The sequence below is a fragment of the Clavibacter sp. genome (assembly GCF_014802555.1).
Classification (GTDB): domain Bacteria; phylum Actinomycetota; class Actinomycetes; order Actinomycetales; family Microbacteriaceae; genus Clavibacter; species Clavibacter sepedonicus.
The window spans coordinates 1-22,834 of the sequence record NZ_JAAVCB010000077.1 but is presented as its reverse complement, the minus strand read 5'-3'; the positions used below and the strand labels follow the sequence as shown (position 1 = coordinate 22,834).

Here is a 22,834-nt window from a genome sequence, read left to right as displayed (position 1 = left end):
GCATTACCGTGGGACATCGAGGCCTCCTGGCGATGGTTGAACTGAACAGCTCCATCAAGCCAGGAGGCCTCTTCACACGCCCCGAAGTGTCACCAACGTCACGGCCGAGTACACCTAGGCCTTCTTGGCGCTCAGCTGCTCGATGATGGCCTGCGCCACGTCGTGCATGGTGAGGCGGCGGTCCATCGACGCCTTCTGGATCCAGCGGAACGCCTCCGGCTCGGTGAGCCCCATCTTCTCGTTGAGCAGGCCCTTGGCCCGGTCGACGAGCTTGCGGGTCTCGAAGCGCTCGACGAGGTCGGACACCTCGGCCTCGAGGGTGATGATCTGCGCGTAGCGGGCCAGCGCGATCTCGATGGCGGGGAGGAGGTCGTTCGGCGTGAACGGCTTGACGACGTACGCCAGCGCGCCGGCCTCGCCCGCGCGCTCGACGAGCTCCTTCTGGCTGAAGGCCGTGAGGAGGACGACGGGGGCGATGTGGTTGCGGTTCAGGCGCTCGGCCGCGGAGATGCCGTCGAGCTGGGGCATCTTGACGTCCATGATGACGAGGTCGGGACGCAGCTCGGTGGCCAGCGCCACGGCGGTCTCGCCGTCGCCCGCCTCGCCGACGACCTCGAATCCGTTGTCGCGGAGGGTCTCCACGATATCGAGGCGGATGAGCGACTCGTCCTCGGCGACGACGACACGACGGGGGGCTGCGGGGGTTGCTTCCTGGTCACTCACGGATAGGAGCCTACGGTATCGTCGGGCGGGCCGGTGCGCGCCGGACGGGCGGATCGCCGCCGTCGGGGCGTCGCTGCGGCGCATGCCGGATTGGCGGAATGGCAGACGCGGAGCACTCAAAATGCTCTGTCCGTGAGGGCGTGTGGGTTCGAGTCCCACATCCGGCACAGCATCCCGAACGTGACGCGGGAGAGGGCGGGCGACCACGTGGTCGCCCGCCCTCTATCGTGTCACGCGGGGGCCGGAGCCCCCGCGGACGTCGCGCTACTTCTCGTACGCGGGAGCCGCCTCGTTCACGGCGTCGCCGACGACGTGGACGCGCAGCTCGTTGGTGGAGCCCGCGATCCCGGGAGGGGATCCGGCGATGACGACGACCTTCTGGCCGACCTCGGCGAGGCCCTCCGCGAGGCCCTCCGCGAGGAGCACGTCATCCACCTGATGGAACATCTGGTCGGTGTGCGTGACCGGCTCCACGAGGTACGTCTGCACGCCCCACGAGAGCGCGAGGCGACGGCGGATGCCCTCGTTCGGCGTGAAGGCGAGGATCGGGATGCCGTTGCGCAGGCGCGTCATCCGGCGCACCGAGTCGCCCGACTCGGTGAAGACGCAGAGCGCCTTCGCATCGACGAACTCGGCGACCTCGGCGGCGGCCAGCGTGATGGCGCCCCCCTGGGTGAACGGGCGCGTGCCGAGCTTCGGGATGCGCTCCAGCCCGTGCTCCTCGGTGGACTCGATGATGCGCGCCATGGTCTTGACCGTGACGACGGGGAACTCGCCCACGCTCGTCTCGCCGCTCAGCATGAGGGCGTCGGCGCCGTCGAGCACCGCGTTGGCGCAGTCGGACGCCTCGGCGCGCGTGGGCCGCGGGCTCGTGATCATGGACTCGAGCATCTGCGTCGCGACGATGACGGGCTTGGCCTTGCGGCGGGCGAGCTCGACCGCGCGCTTCTGCACGATCGGCACTGCCTCGAGCGGCAGCTCGACGCCCAGGTCGCCGCGGGCGACCATGATCGCGTCGAACGCGTCCACGATCTCCTCGAGCGCGTCCACGGCCTGCGGCTTCTCGACCTTGGCGACGACGGGGACGCGACGGCCCTCCTCGTCCATGATCTCGTGCACGCGGACGATGTCCGACGCGTCGCGGACGAAGCTCAGCGCGATGAGGTCGGCGCCGAGACGGAGGCCCCAGCGGAGATCCGCCTCGTCCTTGCCGGACAGTGCGGGCACGTTGACCGCGACGCCCGGGAGGTTGATGCCCTTGTTGTTGCTGACCGTGCCGGCCACCTCGACCGTGGTCGTGACGCGGGTGCCGTCGGTGGAGACCACGCGGAGCGTGACCTTGCCGTCGTCGATGAGCAGCGGGTCGCCCGGCTTCACGTCGCCGGGGAGGCCCTTGTAGGTGGTGGAGCAGATGTCCTTCGTGCCGAGGATGTCCTCGACGGTGATGACGAAGGTGTCGCCGAAGGCCAGGTCGTGCGGGCCGTCGGAGAACTTGCCGAGGCGGATCTTCGGGCCCTGCAGGTCGACCAGGACCGCGACCGCGCGGCCCGCGTCGTCTGCGGCCTTCCGGATGGTGGAGTAGATGCCCTCGTGGACGTCGTAGGTGCCGTGGCTGAGGTTCATCCGGGCCACGTCCACGCCGGCGTCGATGATGGCGCGGATGCTCTCATAGGAGCTGGTCGCGGGCCCGAGGGTCGCGACGATCTTCGCTCGTCTGGTCATGCTCTGTCTGTCTCGCGTTTCTGCGTCGCACACGGACGCGGTTCGGGTGAGTGGTCGCGGCCGCGCGCTCGGGGCGCGACGACCGGGTCAGATGGAGAGAGCGCGGTCCGTGGGACGGACCGGGAACGGGAGCTCCGTGTCCCCCTCAAGGTACCGGTCGACGGCGGAGGCCGCTGAACGTCCCTCGGCGATGGCCCACACGATGAGCGACTGGCCGCGACCCGCGTCGCCCGCCACGAAGACGCCGGCCTGGTCGGTCTGGTAGTCCTCGCCGCGCGCCACGTTGCCGCGCTCGTCGAACGGGACCTCCAGCTGGGTCTCGAGGGCCGCCTTCTCGGGGCCGGTGAAGCCGAGCGCGAGGAGCACGAGGTCGGCGGGGATCTCGCGCTCGGTGCCCGACTTCGGCACGCGGCGGCCGTCGCGGAACTCGGTCTCGGCGACCCGGACGGCGCGGACGTGCCCGTCGTCGTCCTTCAGGAACTCGACCGTGGTGGCGAGGTAGTGGCGCTCGCCGCCCTCCTCGTGCGCGCTCGACACCTCGAAGAGGGTCGGGTACGTGGGCCACGGCTGGTCGGGGCGACGCTCCGTCGGCGGCTGCTGGCCGATGGCGAGGTTGGTGACCGAGGCGGCCTTCTGCCGGTGGGCGGTGCCGATGCAGTCCGCACCCGTGTCACCGCCGCCGAGGACGACGACGTGCTTGCCCTCCGCATGGATCTGCTCGGGCACCTGGTCGCCCGCGGTCGCGTGGTTCGACTGGCGCAGGTAGTCCATGGCGAAGTGCACGCCGTCGACGTCGCGGCCCGGGATGTCGAGGTCGCGGGGCACGAGCGCACCCGTGCAGACCACGACCGCGTCGTAGCGGAGGCGCAGGTCGGACCAGGTGATGTCCTTGCCGATGTCGACGCCCGCGCGGAAGCGGGTGCCCTCGGCGGTCATCTGCGCGAGGCGGGCCTCCAGGTGGCGCTTCTCCATCTTGAAGTCCGGGATCCCGTAGCGGAGCAGGCCGCCGATGCGGTCGTCGCGCTCGAAGACGGCGACCGTGTGGCCGGCGCGCGTGAGCTGCTGGGCGGCAGCGAGGCCGGCGGGGCCGGATCCGACGACCGCCACGGTCTTGCCCGTGAGGCGCTCGGGCGGGTGCGGCTCGACCCAGCCCTTCTGGAAGGCGTCGTCGATGATCGACACCTCAACCTGCTTGATCGTCACGGGCGGCTGGTTGATCCCGAGCACGCACGAGCTCTCGCACGGCGCCGGGCACAGCCGGCCTGTGAACTCGGGGAAGTTGTTCGTGGCGTGCAGTCGCTCGATGGCCTGACGGCCCTCGCCGCGCCACGTGAGGTCGTTCCACTCCGGGATGAGGTTGCCGAGCGGGCAGCCCTGGTGGCAGAACGGGATGCCGCAGTCCATGCACCGGCCGGCCTGGCGCACGAGCTCGCCGCGCTCCTGCTGCTCGTAGACCTCCTTCCAGTCCATGAGCCGCACCGAGACGGGTCGGCGCTTGGGGAGCTCGCGCTCCGTCACCTTGAGGAAGCCCTTGGGGTCAGCCACCGGTCACCTCCAGGATGCGGTTCCAGGCGACGTCGCCGTCGGGGTCGAGGCCCTCGTCCACCGCGGTCTGGCGGGTGGCGAGGACGGCCGCGTAGTCCCGCGGCAGGATCTTGGTGAAGCGTTCCATGGAGGTCTCCGGCTCGGCGAGCAGGCGCTCGGCCACGGTGGATCCGGTCTCGGCGAGGTGCCGGCGGAGGAGGTCGAGCACGATCTCGGCGTCGGCGCTCCCGAGCGGGTGCAGCTCGAGCTCGCCCGACGCGAGCGCGTCAGTGTTGATGCGGTCGCGGTCGAGGTCGATCACGTACGCCGTGCCGCCGGACATGCCCGCGCCGATATTCCGGCCGGTGCCGCCGAGGACGAGGGCGAGCCCGCCGGTCATGTACTCGAGCGCGTGGTCTCCCACGGCCTCGACGACCGCGGTCGCGCCCGAGTTGCGGACGAGGAACCGCTCCCCCACCATGCCGCGGATGAACATCGTGCCCTGCGTCGCGCCGTAGCCGATGACGTTGCCCGCGATGACGTTCTCCTCCGCGGGGAAGCCGGCCCTCTCGTCGGGCCGCACGACGATGTCGCCGCCCGAGAGGCCCTTGCCGAGGTAGTCGTTGCTGTCGCCGACGAGGCGCAGCGTGATGCCCGACGGCATGAACGCGCCGAACGACTGGCCGGCGGAGCCGCGCAGCGTGACGTCGATGGATCCCGTCGGCAGCCCGTCCTCCCCGTGCCCCTTGGTGACGAGGTGGCCGAGCATCGTGCCGACCGCGCGCGCCGTGTTGCGCACGGGCAGGTCGATCTCGACCCGGCCGCCGTGGTCGAGCACGTCGCGGCTCAAGCGGATGAGCTCGTTGTCGAAGTGGTCGTCGAGCTCGTGGTCCTGCGACCGGCTGTGCTTCATCGGCTCGTCGTCCGCGAAGGTCGGGCCGGCCAGGATCGGCGTCAGGTCGAGGCCGGACGCCTTCCAGTGGTCGACCGCGTCCTCGACTCCGAGCAGGTCGTTGCGGCCCACGATCTCGTCGAGCGCGCGGTAGCCGAGGGCGGCCAGGTGCTCCCGCACCTCCTGCGCGATGAACTCGAAGAAGTTGACGACGTGGTCGGCCTTGCCCGGGAAGCGCTTGCGCAGCTCCGGGTTCTGCGTGGCGACGCCGACGGGGCAGGTGTCGAGGTGGCAGACGCGCATCATGATGCAGCCCGAGACGACGAGCGGGGCCGTGGCGAACCCGAACTCCTCGGCGCCGAGCAGCGCGCCGACGATGACGTCGCGGCCGGACTTCATCTGCCCGTCGACCTGCACGACCACGCGGTCGCGCATGCCGTTGAGGCGGAGGGTCTGCTGCGTCTCGGCGAGCCCCAGCTCCCACGGGGTGCCCGCGTGCTTGAGCGAGTTGACCGGGCTCGCGCCCGTGCCGCCGTCGTGACCCGAGACGAGGATCACGTCGCTCAGCGCCTTGGCGACGCCGGCTGCGACCGCGCCGATGCCCGACTGGCTGACGAGCTTGGTGTGGATCCGGGCGGAGGGGTTCGCGCGCTTGAGGTCGAAGATCAGCTGCTTGAGGTCCTCGATCGAGTAGATGTCGTGGTGCGGCGGCGGCGAGATGAGGCCGACGCCGGCGGTCGCGTGCCGCGTGCGCGCGACCCACGGGTACACCTTGCCGGGCGGCAGCTGGCCGCCCTCGCCGGGCTTGGCGCCCTGCGCGAGCTTGATCTGGATGTCGTCGGCGTGCGTGAGGTACATGCTCGTGACGCCGAAGCGGCCGGACGCGACCTGCTTGATGGAGCTGCGTCGCTCGGGGTCGAGCAGGCGCTCGACGTTCTCGCCGCCCTCACCGGTGTTCGACTTCGCTCCCAGGCGGTTCATCGCGATGGCGAGCGTCTCGTGCGCCTCCTCGGAGATGGACCCGTAGCTCATCGCGCCCGTGGAGAAGCGCTTCACGATGTCGGAGATGGGCTCCACCTCGTCGAGCGGGACGGGCGGGCGGGTGCCGGTCTTCAGGCGGAACATGCCGCGGAGCGTCATGAGGTCCTTCGACTGCGCGTCGACCATCGACGTGTACTCGCGGAAGATGTCGTACCGCCGCGTGCGCGTGGCGTGCTGCAGCCGGAAGATCGTGTCCGGGTTGAACAGGTGCGGGGACCCGTCGCGACGCCACTGGTACTCGCCGCCCGTCTGCAGGCGCTCGTGCGACAGCACAGCGCCGTCCTGCGGGTAGGCGCTGCGGTGGCGCGCCGCGTTCTCGGCCGCGATGACGTCGATGCCGACGCCGCCGAGGCGCGTCGTGGTGCCCGAGAAGTACTGGTCCACGAGCCCCTGCGAGAGGCCGACCGCCTCGAAGCACTGGGCGCCGGCGTACGAGGACACCGTCGAGATGCCCATCTTGGACATGATCTTGAGCACGCCCTTGCCGAGCCCCTTGATCAGGTTCCGCGTCGCCTTCTCCGGCGTCACGCCCGTGAGCATGCCGCTGCGGACGAGGTCCTCGCACGACTCCATCGCCAGGTACGGGTTGATCGCCGAGGCGCCGTAGCCGATGAGCAGCGCGATGTGGTGCACCTCGCGCACGTCGCCGGCCTCGACCACGATGCCGACCTTCATGCGGGTCTGTTTGCGGATGAGGTGGTGGTGCACGGCCGCGATCATGAGGAGCGACGGGATCGGCGCGAGGTCGCGGTTCGAGTCGCGGTCCGAGAGGACGACGAACTGTGCGCCGTGCGCGATGGCGCGGTCGACCTCGTCGCACATCGCGTCAATGCGCTTCTGCATGGCGAGCGGGCCGTCGTCCACGCGGTAGAGGCCGCTCACGATGGTGGTGGTGCGGCTGCCCGGGCGGTGGTCGATGTGGATGACCTTAGCCAGCTCGTCGTTGTCGATGACCGGGAAGTCGAGCACGACCTGCTTCGTGTGCTCGGGGCCGGCGTCGAGGAGGTTGCGCTGCGGCCCGAGTCCGAGGCGGAGGCTGGTGACGACCTCCTCGCGGATGGAGTCGAGCGGCGGGTTGGTGACCTGCGCGAACTGCTGCGTGAAGTAGTCGAACAGCAGGCGCGGGCGCTGCGAGAGCACGGCGATAGGCGTGTCCGATCCCATGGCGCCGAGGGGCTCGGCGCCCACCTTCGCCATGGGCATGACCAGCATCCGCACCTCCTCCTCCGTGTAGCCGAAGGTGCGCTGGCGCCGGACGACGGACGCGGGCGTGTGCACGACGTGCTCGCGCTCGGGGAGGTCGGCGAGGTGGATGCGGTTCTCGAGCCACTCGCCCCACGGGGCGCTGGCGGCGAGCTGGGACTTGATCTCGTCGTCCTCGATGATGCGGCCGGCCTCGGTGTCGACGAGGAACATCTTGCCGGGGCGGAGCCGGCCCTTCCGCATGATGCGGGCCGGGTCGATCTCGAGCACGCCGATCTCGCTGCCGAGCACCACGAGGCCGTCGTGCGTGACGAGGTAGCGGCCCGGGCGCAGGCCGTTGCGGTCGAGGGTCGCGCCGACGAGCGTGCCGTCGGTGAAGGTGAGCGCGGCCGGGCCGTCCCACGGCTCCATGACCATGGAGTGGTACTCGTAGAAGTCGCGGCGGACGGGGTCGATGTCGGTCTGCTTCTCCCACGCCTCGGGGACCATCATCATCATCGCGTGCGGCAGGCTGCGGCCGCTGAGGCTGAGGAGCTCGAGCACCTCGTCGAAGGACGCGGAGTCGCTCGCGCCCGGCGTGACGATGGGCATCAGCGGCGCGAGGTCGCCGAGAAGCTCCGACTCGAGCTGCGACTGGCGGGCGCGCATCCAGTTGCGGTTGCCCGCGACCGTGTTGATCTCGCCGTTGTGCGCCATCATGCGCAGCGGCTGCGCGAGGGGCCACGACGGGAACGTGTTGGTGGAGTACCGCGAGTGCACGATGGCGAGCTTCGACGCGAAGCGCTCGTCGGAGAGGTCGGGGTAGAACGGCTCGAGCTGGAGCGTCGTGACCATGCCCTTGTAGACGAGGGTCCGCGAGGACAGCGAGATGAAGTAGGCGCCGAGCTCCCGCTCCGCGCGCTTGCGCAGGCGGAAGGCGAGTCGGTCGAGCGCGAGCCCCGACGGGCGGTCGGAGGGCTGCGCGGAGTCGGAGGTGAGGAAGAGCTGACGGAAGGCGGGCATGGCCTTCCGCGCCAGGTTGCCGAGGTGCGACGGGTCGACGGGCACCTCGCGCCACCCGAGCACGTGCAGCCGCTCGTCGCCCGCGATGCGCTCGATGCCGGCCTCCAGCTCCTCGCGCTCGGCGTCGTCCGTCGGCAGGAACGCCATGCCGACCGCGTACTCCCCCATGGGCGGCAGGTCGAAGCCGACCACGCCGCGGAGGAATTCGTCCGGGATCTGGGTCATGATGCCGGCGCCGTCGCCGGTGCCCGCGTCGGAGCCGATGGCCCCGCGGTGCTCGAGGTTCCGCAGCGCGTCGAGCGCGTTGACGATGATGTCGTGGCCCGGGGTGCCCCGCAGGGTGGCCACCATGGCCAGGCCGCACGCGTCCTTCTCGAACGCCGGGTCATAGAGGCCCTGCGTCGCGGGGAACGAGCCGCCGGGAGGGGAGGTGGAGGAGAACGCCATGGGAACCGTCCTAGATGCACTGCGGAGGGACGTCGCTGGCCCTGTGGTGGGGACCGCCTCGCGGGAGGAGGCGGTGACCGCGGGGGTGCCCGCGCTGGGGACTAGGCGCCGCGTCCGCTTGTGGCGGGGAGAGCGTGGGAGTCCGAACCGGTGGATGCCCGATCGTCGTCGACGTCGGCGAAATCCGAATCCGTGTACACCGATGCTACCTCGCCGTCGCGACCCGCCTTGGCGCGCGCGCTTACGTCATCCGGGGTGCGGCCCGGCAGGTACGGGCTGGGTTCGCTGCCGACATGGCGCCGGGTCTGCACGATGAAGAGGACAAGGCCGAGCGCGACCGCGAGGAAGGCCGCCCAGACGTTGGTGCGGATGCCGAAGAAGATCTCGCTCGGGTCGATGCGGATCGACTCGAAGACCATGCGCCCGAGGCCGTACCACATGAGGTACACGGCCAGGCCGCGGCCCCACTGCAGGCGGACCGCGCGGCCCAGCGCCATGATGACGAGCGCACCCGCGACGTTCCACACGATCTCGTAGAGGAACGTGGGGTGGAAGAGCGTGCCCGCGGGGAGCCCGGCCGGGAAGGCGGCGTTGGTCGGGTCGACCTCGAGGCCCCAGGGCAGCGTGGTCGGCGTGCCGAACAGCTCCTGGTTGAAGTAGTTGCCCATGCGGCCGGCGGCCTGGGCGAGCAGGAGCCCCGGCGCCAGGGCGTCGGCGAACGTCCAGAAGCGGACACCGGTCCACTTGGAGCCGAGCCACACGCCCACGGCGCCGCCGATGAGGGCGCCGAAGATGGCGATGCCGCCCTCCCAGACGTAGAGCACCCGCCAGAGGTTCGCGCCCTCGTAGAAGTAGTCGCCCGGGTGGGTGAGCACGTGGAACGCCCGCGCGCCGATGATGCCGAGGACGAGCGCGCAGAGCGTGAAGTCGATGACGGTGCCCGACTCGACGCCGCGGGCCACGAGGCGGCGGTTGGTGAGGAACGCCGCGACGAGGATGCCGACCAGGATGCACACGGCGTACGCGTGGATGACGAAGGTGAGCGGCAGGTCGATGCCGAAGCCCTGGAGCCACGCCGTGACGTCGAACCGGGTGTCGGACGGATCCGGGCTGGGGATGCTCATCGGGACGAACAACGGATGACGCTCACTTTCGCAGGGGATTCGGCGGGCGCGGCGGGACCGCGGGCCGGGGGCTACTGTAGCGCGGTTCCCCGCGCGAGATCGGCCGCGGCACGGGCGACGCCCGGCACGCCGCCGTCGGCGAGGGCCGCGACGAGGGCCGAGCCGACGATGGCGCCGTCGGCGTAGTCGAGCACCTCGCGCACCTGGTCGCCGGTGGAGATGCCGATGCCCACGCACGCGCTCGTGGAGCCCGCATCGCGCAGGCGCGACACGAGACCGCGCGCGGCCTGGTCGACGTCCTGCCTCGCGCCCGTGATGCCCATGGTGGAGACCGCGTAGACGAACCCGCGGCTGCGCTCCACGGCCTGGTGCAGGCGCGCCCCGCTCGACGACGGGGCGGCGAGGAACACGCGGTCGAGGCCCGTGCGCTCGGATGCGGCGAGCCAGTCGGCACCCTCGTCGGGGATGAGGTCGGGCGTGATGAGGCCGGCGCCGCCCGCGGCGACGATGTCGTCCGCGAAGCGCTCGACGCCGTACTGCACGACGGGGTTCCAGTAGGTCATGAGGAGCACGGGGGCGTCGACGCGCTGGGTGATCGCGTGCAGCGCGTCGAAGCCGTCACGGAGGCGGAAGCCCTGCGCGAGAGCGGTCTGCGTGGCACGCTGGATGACCGGGCCGTCCATCACGGGGTCGCTGTAGGGCAGGCCCAGCTCGATGACGTCGACGCCGTTCTCGACCAGGGCCACCGCGGCCTCGATGCTCGTGGCGACGTCCGGGAACCCGACGGGGAGGTAGCCGACGAGCGCGCCGGATCCCTGCTCGCGTCGGAGGGCGATGGTCCGCTCGACGGGGCTGCCGGCGGGCGCGGCCGCGTGGGCTGCCGCGGTCACGACTGCTCCGCCCCGGCGTCGATGAGGTCGAAGTACTTCCCCGCGGTCTCCATGTCCTTGTCGCCGCGGCCGCTGAGGTTGATCAGGATGATCGCATCCGGACCCAGCTCCTTGCCGAGCTCGAGCGCACCGGCCAGGGCGTGCGCGGACTCGATGGCCGGGATGATGCCCTCGGTGCGGCTGAGCAGGCGCAGCGCGCTCATCGCCTGGTCGTCCGTGACGGGACGGTACGACGCGCGCCCGAGGTCCGACAGCCAGGAGTGCTCCGGGCCGACGCCCGGGTAGTCGAGGCCGGCGGAGATCGAGTGCGAGTCGATGGTCTGACCGTCCTCGTCCTGGAGGAGGTAGCTGCGCGCGCCGTGCAGCATGCCGGGCCGGCCCTTGGTGATGGTGGCGGCGGTGCGCGGGGTGTCCGCGCCGTCGCCGCCGGCCTCGAAGCCGTAGAGGGCCACGTCGGCGTCGTCGAGGAAGGCGTGGAAGATGCCGATGGCGTTGGACCCGCCGCCGACGCACGCGGCGACGGCGTCGGGCAGGCGCCCGGTGAGCGCGAGGACCTGCTCGCGCGCCTCCTCGCCGATGACCTTCTGCAGGTCGCGGACCATGGCCGGGAACGGGTGCGGGCCCGCCACCGTGCCGAAGACGTAGTTGGTGGTCTCGACGTTGGTGACCCAGTCGCGCATGGCGTCGTTGATGGCGTCCTTGAGCGTGCGGGAGCCCGAGCGGACCGGGATGACCTCAGCGCCGAGCAGGCGCATCCGGGCCACGTTCAGCGCCTGGCGCTCGGTGTCGACCTCGCCCATGTAGATGACGCAGTCGAGGCCGAAGAGCGCGGCCGCGGTGGCGGTCGCGACGCCGTGCTGGCCCGCGCCCGTCTCCGCGATGATGCGCTTCTTGCCGATCTTCTTGGTGAGCAGCGCCTGGCCGAGCACGTTGTTGATCTTGTGCGAGCCGGTGTGGTTCAGGTCCTCGCGCTTGAGGATGATGCGCGCGCCGCCGGCGTGCTCGGCGAACCGCGGCACCTCCGTGATGAGCGAGGGACGGCCGGTGTACGTGCGGTGCAGCTCCTTGAGCTCCTCGACGAACGCGGGGTCGACCTTGAGCTCCTCCCACGCCGCCGACAGCTCGTCGAGGGCGGCGACGAGGGACTCCGGGACGTAGCGCCCGCCGAACTCGCCGAAGTAGGGGCCGGTCACGCTGCGCAGGTCGGTCATGCGCGGATGTCCAGGAACTCGCCGAGCGTGCGGACGGGATCGCCCGTGACGAGCGCCTCGCCCACCAGGACGACGTCGGCGCCCGACCGGCGGTAGTGCGCCACGTCGTCGGCGGTCTTCACCGCGGACTCGGCGATGCGCACGACGCCCGCGGGGATGGAGTCGGCCAGGCGGCCGAAGAGGTCGCGGTCCAGCTCGAAGGTGGTCAGGTTGCGCGCGTTGACGCCGACGACCTGCGCCCCGAGGTCGAGCGCGCGGGACACCTCGTCGGCCGAGTGGGTCTCGACGAGCGCGGTCATGCCGAGCTCGTTCACGAGCGCATGCAGCTCGACGAGCGTCTTCTGGTCGAGCGCGGCGACGATGAGCAGGACGAGGTCGGCTCCCGAGGCGCGCGCCTCCAGGACCTGGTACGGCTCGCCGATGAAGTCCTTGCGGAGGACGGGGATGGAGACGGTGTCCCGCACCTGCTCGAGGTCCTGCAGGGATCCGCGGAACTTGCGGCCCTCCGTGAGGACGCTGATGGCGCTGGCGCCGCCGGTCTCGTAGCGGGACGCGAGGAGCGCGGGATCTGGGATCTCGGCGAGGGCGCCGCGCGAGGGGCTCGAGCGCTTGACCTCGGCGATGATCTTCACGCGGTCGGCGGGAGCAAGCGCGCTGAGCGCGTCGAGGGCCGCGGGACGCGCGAGCGCGTCGGCCTCGACCTGGGCGAGGGGACGGGTCTCGCGTCGTGCGGCCGCGTCCTCGAGGGCTCCGGAGAGCAGGTCTCCCAGCATCTAGGAGTGCGCCTTCGAGTGCGTGGAGACCGTGCGGTGGCCGCCGACCCCGAAGCCCATCTTCTTCATGACGCCGCCGGTGATCCAGCCGAGGATCGCGAGGACGGCCGAGGCCCACACGACGGGCTCGATGGCGAACCAGAAGGCGATGGTGCCGACGGTGAACGCGACGAGCATGATGACGACAGCCGTCCAGGCCGCCGGCGAGTTGCCGTGGCCGGGTTCTGCGGACTCGGTGGACATGCGTGCTCCTCGGGGGTCGTGCGAAAGGGACGGATCGAGTCTACCGGTCGGCGTCGCGGCGGCCGTCGGCATGGGGAGCGGCGGCGGGTCCGTCAGGCGACCCTTCCGTGGGTCCGCCCGCCGGTGCGTCGTCGTCATCGCCGGCCTCGCGGCGGGTGGGATCCGCGCCGCCGCTCAGGCTGTCCCAGGCGGCCACGGGATCCTGGCGCGGGACGATCCGGCGGGCGGGCGACGGGTCCGGCGCGTCGTACCGGGACCGGCGGGTGGGCCAGCGCGGCCCGGTGACCGCCACGAGGAGGCCCGTCAGCGCCGACGCGATGCCCGCGACCAGCGTGACCGGACCCCAGGGGGTCGTGGTCCACCCGTCGACGAGCTCCGCCACGGCCGATGAGCCCGCGACGCCCGTGACGGTCGTGACCGCGGCCTCGCCCGCCTGGACGGGGCCGGCGATCGCGGCGAACGCCGTGAGCGCGACCGTCGCGCCGATGAGCGCCTGGAGGATCCCGAGCACCACCCGGAGCACGCGGCTGGCGATGGCGAGGGCGCCCGCGAGGGCGAGGCTCGAGAGCGCGAGGGCGCTGAGCGCGGGGGCGGCGACGCTTCCCGCGACGGGCACGAGCGCAGGCGCCTGGCCCCCGATGCGCAGCGTCGACCAGTCCTGCGACCAGCCGAGGAAGGTGGCGGCGCTCGTGGCGAGGACGAGCAGGAGGGCGAGGGACTTCGTGCGGCGGGTGACCCGCATCAGCGCACGCGCCGCATGGCCTCGGCGACGGCCACGGCGCGCAGCGGGGCCGCGGCCTTGTTCTGCGACTCGAGGTACTCGGCGTCGGGGTCGGAGTCGGCGACCATGCCGCCGCCGGCCTGCACGTGCGCGATGCCGTCGACGATGGTGGCCGTGCGGATCGCGATGGCCAGGTCCGCGTCGCCCGCGAAGTCGAAGTAGCCCACCACTCCCCCGTACACGCCGCGCTGGGCGGGCTCGAGCTCGTCGATGATCTGCAGCGCACGCGGCTTGGGCGCGCCCGAGAGCGTGCCGGCCGGGAACGTGGCGCGGAAGACGTCGATGCTCGAGACGCCGGGCCGGAGCGTGCCCTCGACCGAGCTGACCAGGTGCATGATGTGGCTGAACCGCTCGACGCGCATGAACTCGGTGACCTCGACGGATCCCGGGGCGCACGCCTTCAGCATGTCGTTGCGCGCGAGGTCGACCAGCATGAGGTGCTCGGCGCGCTCCTTCGGGTCGGCGAGGAGGGACTCCTCGTGGGCGACGTCCTCCTCCACGGTGGCGCCGCGGGGCCGGGATCCCGCGATGGGGTGCATGTAGACGTGGTCGTCGGTGACCGTGACGAGCGCCTCGGGCGAGGATCCGACGATGGAGTACGGCTTCCCGTCGGCGTCCTCGAGCGTGAGCAGGTACATGTAGGGGCTCGGGTTGAGCACGCGCAGGATGCGGTAGACGTCGATCGGGTCGGCCATGGTCGGCTGGTCGAAGCGCTGCGAGACGACGACCTGGAAGACGTCGCCCTCGTGGATGTGGTGCTTGCTGCGCGCGATCGCCTCGTGGAAGTCGGCGGGTTCGGTGCGGAGGACGGGCGAGGGCTGCGCCTGGAGGTCGACCTCGGCGAGGAAGGTCTCCGACGGGCGCGCGAGGTCGGCCTGCATCCGGTCGAGGCGCGTCTGCGCGTCGGCCCACATGGCGTCCTCGGCGTCGACGCCGTCGTTGAGGGCGGTCGCGACGAGCGTGACGGTGCCGCGGCGGTGGTCGAGCACGGCGAGCTCGGAGACGAAGCTGAGCGCCTGGCCGGGCACGGGGACCTCGGCGGGCGGACGGTCCGGCAGGCGCTCGATCTGGCGCACGGCCTCCCAGCCGATGAAGCCCACGAGGCCGCCCGTGAGCGGCGGCAGACCGGGGATGCGGGGCGTCTCCCAGCGCGCGTAGAGCGCCGCGAGGGCCGCGAGGGGACCGTCGGGCGCGTCGTCGCCGAGGGCGCGGCGGGCGTCGATGCCGTAGTCGAGCCAGCGGGCCTCGTCGCCGTGCTGCGTGAGCACGCCGAAGGACGAGACGCCGACGAAGGAGAAGCGGGTCCAGATGCCGCCCTGGCCGGCGGACTCGAGCAGGAAGCTGCCCGGGCGTCCCGCGGTGAGCTTGCGGTGGACGCCCACGGGCGTCTCGCCGTCGGCGAAGACCTCGCGGAGCACCGGGATCACCCGGTGGTCGACGGCGAGGGCGCCGAAGGCCTCCCGGGTCGTCGTGCCGGGTGCGGGGACGGACGCGGCGGGGCGGGGGGACTCGCTCATGGGGTGGGCCCTTCGTCGGCGGCGGGACGCGCGCCCGTGACGGGGTGGAGGTGGTCGGCGTCGAAGCAGGTGCGCGTGCCGGTGTGGCAGGCCACTCCTACCTGGTCGACCTGGACGAGGACCGTGTCGCCGTCGCAGTCGAGCGCCGCGTCGCGGACGTACTGGCCGTGACCCGACGTGTCGCCCTTCCGCCAGTACTCGCTCCGGGAGCGCGACCAGAACGTGACGCGGCCGGTGGTGAGCGTGCGGCGGAGGGCCTCGCGGTCCATGTAGCCGAGCATGAGGACCTCGCGCGTGTCGTGCTGCTGGATCACGGCGGGGAGCAGCCCGTCGTCGGCGAAGGACGCGCGGGCGAGGATGCCGTCGACGTCGGGATCGCCGTGCCCGCGGGGGTCGAGGGGGGCTGCGCTCATCGTCGGACCACCTGACCGGCGTCCGCGAGGGCGCCCTTGACGTCGCCGATGGTGAACCGACGGGAGTGGAAGACGCTCGCGGCGAGCACGGCGTCGGCGCCGGCCTCGATCGCGGGCGCGAAGTGGTCGAGCTCGCCCGCGCCGCCCGATGCGATGACGGGCACGCGGCTCGCGGCGCGCATGGCGGCCACGAGCTCGAGGTCGAAGCCGTCGCGCGTGCCGTCGGCGTCGATGGAGTTGACGAGCAGCTCACCGGCGCCGCGCTCGACGGCCTCGCGGGCCCACGCCACCGCGTCGATGGTCGTCCGCGTGCGGCCCCCGTGCGTGGTGACGACGAAGCCGGACTCGGTGTCGCCGCGCGTCACGTCGAGGGAGAGGACGCAGACCTGCGCGCCGAACCGGTCGGCGATCTCGCTCACGAGGTCGGGACGCGCGATGGCCGCGCTGTTGACGCCGATCTTGTCGGCGCCGCTCGCGAGCAGCCGCGCCACGTCGTCGGCGCTGCGCACTCCCCCGCCGACGGTGAGCGGGATGAAGACCTGCTCGGCGGTGGCGCTCACGACGTCGTACATCGTCGAGCGGTCCTCGACCGTGGCCGTGACGTCGAGGAAGGTGAGCTCGTCGGCGCCCTGCTCGTAGTAGAGGCGCGCGAGCTCGACGGGATCGCCCGCGTCCTGCAGGTCGAGGAAGTTGACGCCCTTGACGACGCGGCCGGCGGCCACGTCGAGGCACGGGATGACGCGGACGGCGAGGTCGCCGGAGGACGGGGCCCCGGACGCGGGCCGGTCGGCGGGAACGGCGGCCACGGTCAGATCCGGGCGGCGTGGATGGGGCTGACCAGGATGGCGCGCGCGCCGACCTCGTGCAGGCGGTCCATGATCTGGTTCGTGTCGTCGCGCGGCACCATCGAGCGCACCGCGACCCACGCGGGGTCCTGCAGCGGCGAGATGGTGGGCGACTCGATGCCCGGCGTGATGGCCGTGGCGGCGTCGAGCAGGTCGAGCGGCACGTCGTAGTCCATGAGCACGTAGCGGCGGGCGACGAGCACGCCCTCGAGGCGGCGGAGCAGCGTCGCGGCGCCCGGCTTCTCCTCGGCGCCCGAGATGAGCACGGCGGTCGAGCGGAGGATCACAGGGCCGAAGATCTCGAGCCCGGCCTTCCGCAGCGTGGTGCCGGTCTCGACGACGTCGGCGATGGCGTCCGCGACGCCCAGCTGGATGGCGGACTCGACCGCGCCGTCGAGGCGGATGAGCTGCGCCTCGACGCCGTGCTCGCGGAGGAAGCCGCCGACGAGGACGGGGTAGCTGGTCGCGATGCGGACTCCGGCGAGGTCCTCGAGGTCGGCGAAGCGGCCGACGGGGCCGGCGAAGCGGAACGTGGATCCCGCGAAGCCGAGCTCCGCGGTCTCGGAGGCGTCGGAGGCCGAGTCGATGAGGAGGTCGCGGCCGGTGATGCCGACGTCGAGCGCGCCGGATCCGACGTAGGTCGCGATGTCGCGCGGGCGGAGGTAGAAGAACTCGACGTCGTTGCGCGCGTCGAGGACGTAGAGCTCCTTGGGGTCGCGACGGCCGGCGTACCCGGCCTCGGCGAGCATCTGGGCGGCGGTCTCGGCGAGCGAGCCCTTGTTGGGCACGGCGACACGGAGCATGGGGATCACTTCTTCCAAGAGGGGGACGACGGGTGACGGATGCGCGTCACAGATGTCGGCCGACGTCCTCCAGGGTGAGGCCGCGCGCGATCATCATGACCTGCACGTGGTAGAGCAGCTGCGAGATCTCCTCGGCGGCGCGGTCGTCGGACTCGTGTTCGGCCGCCATCCAGACCTCGGCGGCCTCCTCGACGACCTTCTTGCCGATCGCGTGCACGCCGCCGTCGAGCTCGCGGACGGTGCCGGACCCCTCGGGCCGCTCGGCGGCGATGCGGGTCAGCTCGCCGAACAGGTCATCGAAGGTCTTCACGTGCTCCAGGGTACAGCCGCACGAGGGGGCCCCGGCACGACGACGGGAGGCCGGGAGCGATGCGCTCCCGGCCTCCCGGTGGTGGTGCTGGTGCTGCGACGCTGGTCGCTAGCCGACGCCCTGCAGGTCGATCACGAAGATCAGGGTGCGGCCGGAGAGGCGGTGGCCGCCGCCCGCGGGGCCGTAGGCGAGCTCCGGCGGCACGACGAGCTGGCGGCGTCCGCCGACCTTCATGCCGGGGATGCCCTTCTGCCAGCCGGCGATGAGGCTCCGGAGGGGGAAGCGCACGGACTGGCCGCGGCTCCACGAGGAGTCGAACTCCTCGCCGGACTCGAAGTCGACGCCGAGCTAGTGGACGTCGACGGTGTCGCCGGGCTGGGCCTCGGGGCCGTCGCCCACGGTGATGTCGGAGATGGTGAGCTCTGCGGGGGCCGGGCCGTCGACGGGCTCGACCTCGGGCTTCGTGGTGTCGGTCATGGATCCAGTCAAGCAGATCCGCGCGCGCGTCCCGTCAGTGGGCGTGGGTATGCGCCTCGGCCGCGCGACGGAGCTCGGCGATGGCCGCCTCGGGGTCGCCGCCGCGGAAGACGCCGGATCCGGAGACGAACGTGTCGGCGCCGGCCTCGGCCGCCCGGCCGATGGTCTCGACGTCGATGCCGCCGTCGACCTGGAGCCACACGTCGTGGCCGGACTCGCGGAGGCGCGAGCGAAGGGCGCGGAGCTTCGGCATCGTCTCGGGCATGAAGGACTGGCCGCCGAAGCCGGGCTCGACCGTCATCACGAGCACCTGGTCGAACTCGTGCAGCAGCTCGAGGTAGTCGTCGACGGGCGTGCCGGGCTTCAGCGCGATGCCGGCGCGCGCACCGATCTCGCGGAGCCGCCGGGCGAGCGCGACCGGCTCGCGCGTGGCCTCGGCGTGGAAGGTGACGCTCGCGGCGCCCGCCTCCGCGTAGCCGGGGGCCCAGCGGTCGACGTCGTCGATCATGAGGTGGATGTCGAGCGGGACGGGCGTCACCTGCTGCAGGCGCTGCACCATCGGCAGACCGAACGTGAGGTTCGGGACGAAGTGGTTGTCCATGATGTCGACGTGCACGAGGTCGGCGGTGGCGAGGCGCTGGATCTCGCGCTCCAGGTTCGCGAAGTCGGCGGACAGGATGCTCGGTTCGATGCGGACGGGCATGGCCCCGATCCTACCGGCGGGTCAGCAGGGCGATGAACATGGCGTCCGTGCCGTGCCGGTGCGGCCAGAGCTGCACGCTGGATCCGTGGGTCGAGGCGTCCGCGTCGGCCGCGGGCAGCTCGAGGTCGCCGTCGGCCACCTCCTGCAGCACCGCGCGCGTGTCGCGCGCGGACACGTCGGGATGGCGCTGGAGCGCGGCCTGCACGATGGCGCGCGTCTCGGCGAGGTGCGGCGAGCACGTGACGTAGGCGAGGATCCCGCCGGGCGCGAGCGCGCCGATCGCGGAGTCGATGAGGCCGGCCTGCAGGGCGCCGAGGCCCGCGACGTCGCGCGGGGTCTTCCGCCAGCGCGCCTCGGGCCGTCGGCGGAGGGCACCGAGGCCGCTGCACGGCGCGTCGAGCAGGATCCGGTCGAAGGCGCCGGGGTGCTCCTCCCCCACGGTCGTGCCGTCGAGCTCCCAGACCTCGGTGTCGCCGGGGACGGCGCGGAGGGCATCGCGCACGAGGCCCGCGCGGGCGGGGACGAGCTCGTTCGCGGTGAGCAGGGCGCCGGAGCGGCCGGCCTCCGCGGCGAGCAGCGCGGCCTTGCCGCCGGGGCCCGCGCACAGGTCGAGCCAGCGCTCGCCGGGGGTGACGGCTCGGGCGCGGCTGAGCGCGAGGGCGGCGAGCTGCGAGCCCTCGTCCTGCACGCGGACGCGGCCGTCGGCGACGCCGGGCGCGTCCATCGGGTCGCCGCCCTCGAGGTAGGCGCCGAGCGGCGAGAAGGCGGCGGGCTGCTCGCCGGTCTCCTCGACGGTCGCGAGGCCCGGGAGCGCGACGAGGCTGACGGCGGGCGCAGCGTTGTCGGCGCGCAGCAGGTCCTCGAGCTCGTCGTCGCGGCCCTCGCGGGCGAGCGCCTGGCGGAGGGCGCGCAGCACCCACAGCGGGTGGGAGTGCTCGAGGGCGAGGCGCTCGTCGTCGCTCGCGGCGCTGTCGAGCACGCGCTGCCGCCACTCGTCGGGCTCCGAGCGAGTGATGGTGCGGAGCACGCCGTTGACGAAGCCCGTGGCCGAACGGGATCCGACCGCGCGCGCCATGTCGACGCCCTCGTTGACGGCCGCGTGGGTGGCGACGCGCATACTGAGGAGCTGGTGGACCGAGAGGCGCAGCACGTCGAGGATGGGCGCGTCGATCGCCGTCACCGGGCGGCCGGCGGCGAGCTCGATGACGCGGTCGTAGTAGCCGGACATGCGCAGGGTGCCGTAGGTCAGCTCGGTGGCGAGCGCGGCGTCCTGCGCGCTGAGGGCGGCACGGCGGATCCTGACGGGCAGCAGGAGGTTCGCGTACGCGTCCGACTCGCGGACCGCGCTGACGACCTCGTAGGCGACGCGGCGAGCCGGGCTGACGGACGACGGGCCGCCGACGTCGGCGCGGTCGGCGGGTCGGCGGCGGTCCGCTCCCGCGGGTCGGCGACCGGGGGATCCTGTGCTCTCGCTCATCGTGCGATCACGTCCTTCGTGGTCACGCCGCGCCACCGGTCGGCGGCGGGGGATCCTGTGCTCTCGCTCATCGTGCGATCACGTCCTTCGTCGTGACGCCGCGCCACCAGTCGGCGGCGGGCATGGGGCTCTTGCCCGCGGGCTGCACCTGGATGAGCTCGACGGGGTGGCTGGCGGTGCCGATCGCGACGCGGCCGTCGAGCGCGGCGATGCGTCCGGGCTCGAGCGGGGCGGCGTCGCGGAGGGCGGCCGCGCGGTGGATCTTGAGGCGCACGTCGTCCACGGACGTGTGCGCGCCGGGCTCGGGCGTGACGCCGCGGATCCGGGCCAGCACCTCGTCGGCCGACCGCGCCCAGTCGACGCGGCCGTCGTCGATCGTCGTCTTCGGCGCGAGCGTCGGCTCGCCCTCCTGCGGGCGCGCGACCGCGGTGCCCGCGCCGATGGCGTCGACCGTGCGCGCCAGCAGGTCCGCGCCCTGCACCGCGAGCGCGTCGAGCACGTGGCCGGCCGTCTCGTGGTCGCCCGTGGGCCGCTCCTCCATCGAGAAGACGGGCCCCGTGTCCATGCCGCGCTCCAGCTGGAAGACGCTCGCGCCCGTGACGCGCTCCCCCGCCATGATCGAGCGCTGCACGGGGGCGGCGCCGCGCCACCGGGGCAGCAGCGAGAAGTGCAGGTTGATCCATCCGCGCGCGGGCGTCGACAGCAGCGGCTCGCGCACGAGGCCGCCGTACGCGACGATCACGCCGAGCTCGGCCCCGACCGCCGCGATGCGGGCGGTCGCGTCGTCGTCGAGCCGGTTGACGCGGAGGGTCGGGATACCGAGGCGCTCGGCCTCCGCGGCGACGGGCGACGGGGTGAGCACGCGCTTCCGGCCGAGCGGCGCGTCGGCGCGCGTGACGACCAGCGCGACCTCGTGGCCGGATGCGGCGAGCCGCTGGAGCGAGGGCACGGCGGCGAGGGGCGTGCCGGCGAAGACGAGTCTCATTCGGGTCCATTCCGGGGACGGCGTGCGGGGTGGTCGGGGCGGACGGTGGAGGCGGCCGCCGGGGCGATGGCCGGGACGGCGGGACCGGGCGCGCGGGCCGCGCGGCGGTCGCGGATCAGAACAGCCCCGTGTCGTCGAACCGTACACGGAGCGGGACCGTGGGCCGGAACCCGGTGCGGCCCGCGACGGGCTTCCGGCGGCTCGAGGCGTTCCGCACGACGGCCGCGCGCAGCTCGCGCGCCGCGTCGGGACCGCTCGCGTAGTCGAGGCGGACGATGGCGCGCACGCGGCCCTGCTCGGTGGGCACCGGGCCGAGGACGTCGACCCCCTCGATGCCGTCGAGCCGCTCGACCGCCTGGCCGACCGCGTCCGGCAGGCCCTCGACGCTCGCGGCGCGCACGGCGGGCGGGAAGCGCAGGGCGCGGCGCTCGAGGAGCTCCTCGCGCGCGTACCGCGGCTGCTGCCAGGTGGCGAGGGCGCGGGCGACCTGGCCGCCGACGCCGACGAGCATCACGGGCGCGCGCGGCGCGGCGAGGGCGGCGGCGTTCGACCACTGGCGGAGCACGTCCTCCCCCACCCGCAGGCTCTCGCGGGCGAGCATCCGCTCCCCGTCGAGCAGCAGGATCGCGCGGTAGCCGCCCGCGGCGACGGGCTCGGCCCCGCGCGTGGCGACGACGAGCCGCGACTCCGCGTCGACCTCCTGCACGTGGCGCTCGCCGTCGGCCAGCACGACCTGCACGCAGGGGAACGCACGTCCCAGCTCCTCCGCCGTGCGGCCCGCGCCGATGGTGACGAGGCGCAGCTCGTCGGATCCGCAGTTGACGCAGCGCCAGTCGCCGGCGAGGTGCCCGCACCAGCCGCAGGTGGGCGTGCTCGTGGCGGTGGACATGCCGAGCGGGCCCGTGCAGACGGTGCAGCGCGCGGCCTGGCGGCAGGCCCGGCAGGCGACGAGCGGCGCGTAGCCGGGTCGGGCGACCTGGATGAGCACCGGCCCGTGCTCGACCGCGTCCTTGGCCGCGCGCCAGGCGCCCGACGGGATCCGCGCCTGCCGGGCGAACCCCTCGTCGCCCGTCTGCGAGGTGGTCGGGATCACCCGCGGGGTCCGGTTTTTCTCCGGCGCGACGCTCGACAGGTAGCCGATCGCGACGAGCCGCTCGACCTCGGTGCTCCGCGAGTGCGCGAGCAGCACGAGCGCCGTGCCCTGCTGACGGCTGCGCAGGAGCGCGACGTCGCGCGCGTGGGCGTAGGGACTGAGCGGCTCGGCGTGCAGCGGATCGCCCTCGTCCCACATCGCGACGAGGCCGAGTCGCGGCGCGGGCGCGTAGACGGCGGAGCGGTTGCCGACCACGATGCGCGGCTCGTCGCCGAGGCCGGCGAGGAAGGAGCGGTAGCGGTCGGGGCCGGACTGGCGCGCGTCGGTGCGCGTCACGGATCCGGCGGGGGCGTGCGCGGCCAGGGCCGCCTCGAGCTGGTCCTGGTCGCGGTAGTCGGGCACGACGAGGACGCTGCTGCGGCCGGATGCGAGGACGCGCGCGGCGGCCTGCGCCAGCGTCACGGCCCAGCGGCCAGCCCACACGCCGCCGGGCAGCTCGACGACCTCCGGGATGGCGTCGACGGCCACGCGACCGGATCCGTCGACCGCCGCGGCGAGGCCGTCGGGGGCGTACCCGTCGATGGGTGGGAGCGCGGCGGGCGGCAGCGCGGCGGGCGGGGCCGGGTCGAGCGGAG

19 protein-coding genes, 1 tRNA gene and 1 pseudogene are annotated in these 22,834 nt (G+C 72.9%); 1 reads left to right on the top strand and 20 read right to left on the bottom strand.

Features of this window, described 5'->3' with window-relative positions:
• Positions 1 to 114: 114 nt before the first annotated feature.
• Positions 115 to 723 carry an ANTAR domain-containing response regulator gene (locus HDR73_RS08670; protein ID WP_012299329.1) on the bottom strand — a complete coding sequence of 203 codons (609 nt, stop codon included), beginning with the start codon at positions 721 to 723 and terminating at the stop codon, positions 115 to 117.
• An 84-nt stretch (positions 724 to 807) separates the two neighbouring features.
• Here HDR73_RS08670 and HDR73_RS08665 point away from each other — a divergent pair.
• Positions 808 to 890: transfer RNA gene (locus HDR73_RS08665), tRNA-Leu, on the top strand.
• Between the two features lie 97 nt (positions 891 to 987).
• On the opposite strand, the gene pyk is transcribed toward HDR73_RS08665, so the two are convergent.
• The 19 genes and pseudogenes from pyk to HDR73_RS08570 form a co-directional block, all read right to left on the bottom strand.
• Positions 988 to 2,445 carry a pyruvate kinase gene (pyk, locus tag HDR73_RS08660; RefSeq protein ID WP_012299330.1) on the bottom strand — a complete coding sequence of 486 codons (1,458 nt, stop codon included), beginning with the start codon at positions 2,443 to 2,445 and terminating at the stop codon, positions 988 to 990.
• Positions 2,446 to 2,532: 87 nt separating this feature from the next.
• Positions 2,533 to 3,990 (bottom strand): glutamate synthase subunit beta, encoded by a 1,458-nt coding sequence (locus HDR73_RS08655; RefSeq protein ID WP_012299331.1) that lies wholly within the window; start codon positions 3,988 to 3,990, stop codon positions 2,533 to 2,535.
• Positions 3,983 to 8,554, bottom strand: a complete 4,572-nt coding sequence (gene gltB, locus HDR73_RS08650; RefSeq protein ID WP_012299332.1) for a glutamate synthase large subunit — start codon at positions 8,552 to 8,554, stop codon at positions 3,983 to 3,985. The genes HDR73_RS08655 and gltB overlap by 8 nt, the downstream gene beginning before the upstream one ends.
• A gap of 101 nt (positions 8,555 to 8,655) precedes the next feature.
• Positions 8,656 to 9,678: a prolipoprotein diacylglyceryl transferase gene (lgt, locus tag HDR73_RS08645; protein ID WP_041464605.1), complete on the bottom strand. Its 1,023-nt coding sequence runs from the start codon at positions 9,676 to 9,678 to the stop codon at positions 8,656 to 8,658.
• Between the two features lie 71 nt (positions 9,679 to 9,749).
• Positions 9,750 to 10,568: a tryptophan synthase subunit alpha gene (gene trpA, locus HDR73_RS08640; RefSeq protein WP_012299334.1), complete on the bottom strand. Its 819-nt coding sequence runs from the start codon at positions 10,566 to 10,568 to the stop codon at positions 9,750 to 9,752.
• Positions 10,565 to 11,779, bottom strand: a complete 1,215-nt coding sequence (gene trpB / locus HDR73_RS08635) for a tryptophan synthase subunit beta (RefSeq protein ID WP_012299335.1) — start codon at positions 11,777 to 11,779, stop codon at positions 10,565 to 10,567. Before trpB ends, trpA begins: the two co-directional genes overlap by 4 nt.
• Positions 11,776 to 12,552 (bottom strand): indole-3-glycerol phosphate synthase TrpC, encoded by a 777-nt coding sequence (gene trpC / locus HDR73_RS08630; RefSeq protein ID WP_012299336.1) that lies wholly within the window; start codon positions 12,550 to 12,552, stop codon positions 11,776 to 11,778. Before trpC ends, trpB begins: the two co-directional genes overlap by 4 nt.
• Positions 12,553 to 12,795, bottom strand: a complete 243-nt coding sequence (locus HDR73_RS08625; protein WP_012299337.1) for a DUF6704 family protein — start codon at positions 12,793 to 12,795, stop codon at positions 12,553 to 12,555.
• Between the two features lie 40 nt (positions 12,796 to 12,835).
• On the bottom strand, positions 12,836 to 13,537 hold the full coding sequence (locus HDR73_RS08620; RefSeq protein WP_012299338.1) for a Trp biosynthesis-associated membrane protein: 702 nt from the start codon (positions 13,535 to 13,537) through the stop codon (positions 12,836 to 12,838).
• Complete coding sequence (locus HDR73_RS08615; protein ID WP_012299339.1) at positions 13,537 to 15,093, bottom strand: anthranilate synthase component I; 1,557 nt, start codon at positions 15,091 to 15,093, stop codon at positions 13,537 to 13,539. Before HDR73_RS08615 ends, HDR73_RS08620 begins: the two co-directional genes overlap by 1 nt.
• Positions 15,090 to 15,506, bottom strand: a complete 417-nt coding sequence (gene hisI, locus HDR73_RS08610) for a phosphoribosyl-AMP cyclohydrolase (RefSeq protein WP_012299340.1) — start codon at positions 15,504 to 15,506, stop codon at positions 15,090 to 15,092. The genes HDR73_RS08615 and hisI overlap by 4 nt, the downstream gene beginning before the upstream one ends.
• Positions 15,503 to 16,312, bottom strand: a complete 810-nt coding sequence (gene hisF, locus HDR73_RS08605) for an imidazole glycerol phosphate synthase subunit HisF (protein WP_012299341.1) — start codon at positions 16,310 to 16,312, stop codon at positions 15,503 to 15,505. Before hisF ends, hisI begins: the two co-directional genes overlap by 4 nt.
• Positions 16,313 to 16,314: 2 nt before the next feature.
• The gene (gene hisG, locus HDR73_RS08600) at positions 16,315 to 17,154 is read right to left on the bottom strand and encodes an ATP phosphoribosyltransferase (RefSeq protein ID WP_012299342.1); all 840 of its coding nucleotides are present in this window, start codon (positions 17,152 to 17,154) and stop codon (positions 16,315 to 16,317) included.
• A gap of 46 nt (positions 17,155 to 17,200) precedes the next feature.
• Complete coding sequence (locus HDR73_RS08595) at positions 17,201 to 17,464, bottom strand: phosphoribosyl-ATP diphosphatase (protein ID WP_012038459.1); 264 nt, start codon at positions 17,462 to 17,464, stop codon at positions 17,201 to 17,203.
• A gap of 108 nt (positions 17,465 to 17,572) precedes the next feature.
• A pseudogene (locus tag HDR73_RS08590) lies at positions 17,573 to 17,941 on the bottom strand (FKBP-type peptidyl-prolyl cis-trans isomerase).
• A gap of 34 nt (positions 17,942 to 17,975) precedes the next feature.
• Complete coding sequence (gene rpe, locus HDR73_RS08585) at positions 17,976 to 18,644, bottom strand: ribulose-phosphate 3-epimerase (protein ID WP_012299343.1); 669 nt, start codon at positions 18,642 to 18,644, stop codon at positions 17,976 to 17,978.
• A 10-nt stretch (positions 18,645 to 18,654) separates the two neighbouring features.
• Positions 18,655 to 20,121, bottom strand: a complete 1,467-nt coding sequence (locus HDR73_RS08580; protein ID WP_012299344.1) for an RsmB/NOP family class I SAM-dependent RNA methyltransferase — start codon at positions 20,119 to 20,121, stop codon at positions 18,655 to 18,657.
• Positions 20,122 to 20,188: 67 nt separating this feature from the next.
• On the bottom strand, positions 20,189 to 21,106 hold the full coding sequence (fmt, locus tag HDR73_RS08575) for a methionyl-tRNA formyltransferase (RefSeq protein ID WP_012299345.1): 918 nt from the start codon (positions 21,104 to 21,106) through the stop codon (positions 20,189 to 20,191).
• A gap of 115 nt (positions 21,107 to 21,221) precedes the next feature.
• On the bottom strand, positions 21,222 to 22,834 hold a 1,613-nt coding region (locus HDR73_RS08570), incomplete at its 5' end, for a primosomal protein N' (protein ID WP_287136305.1).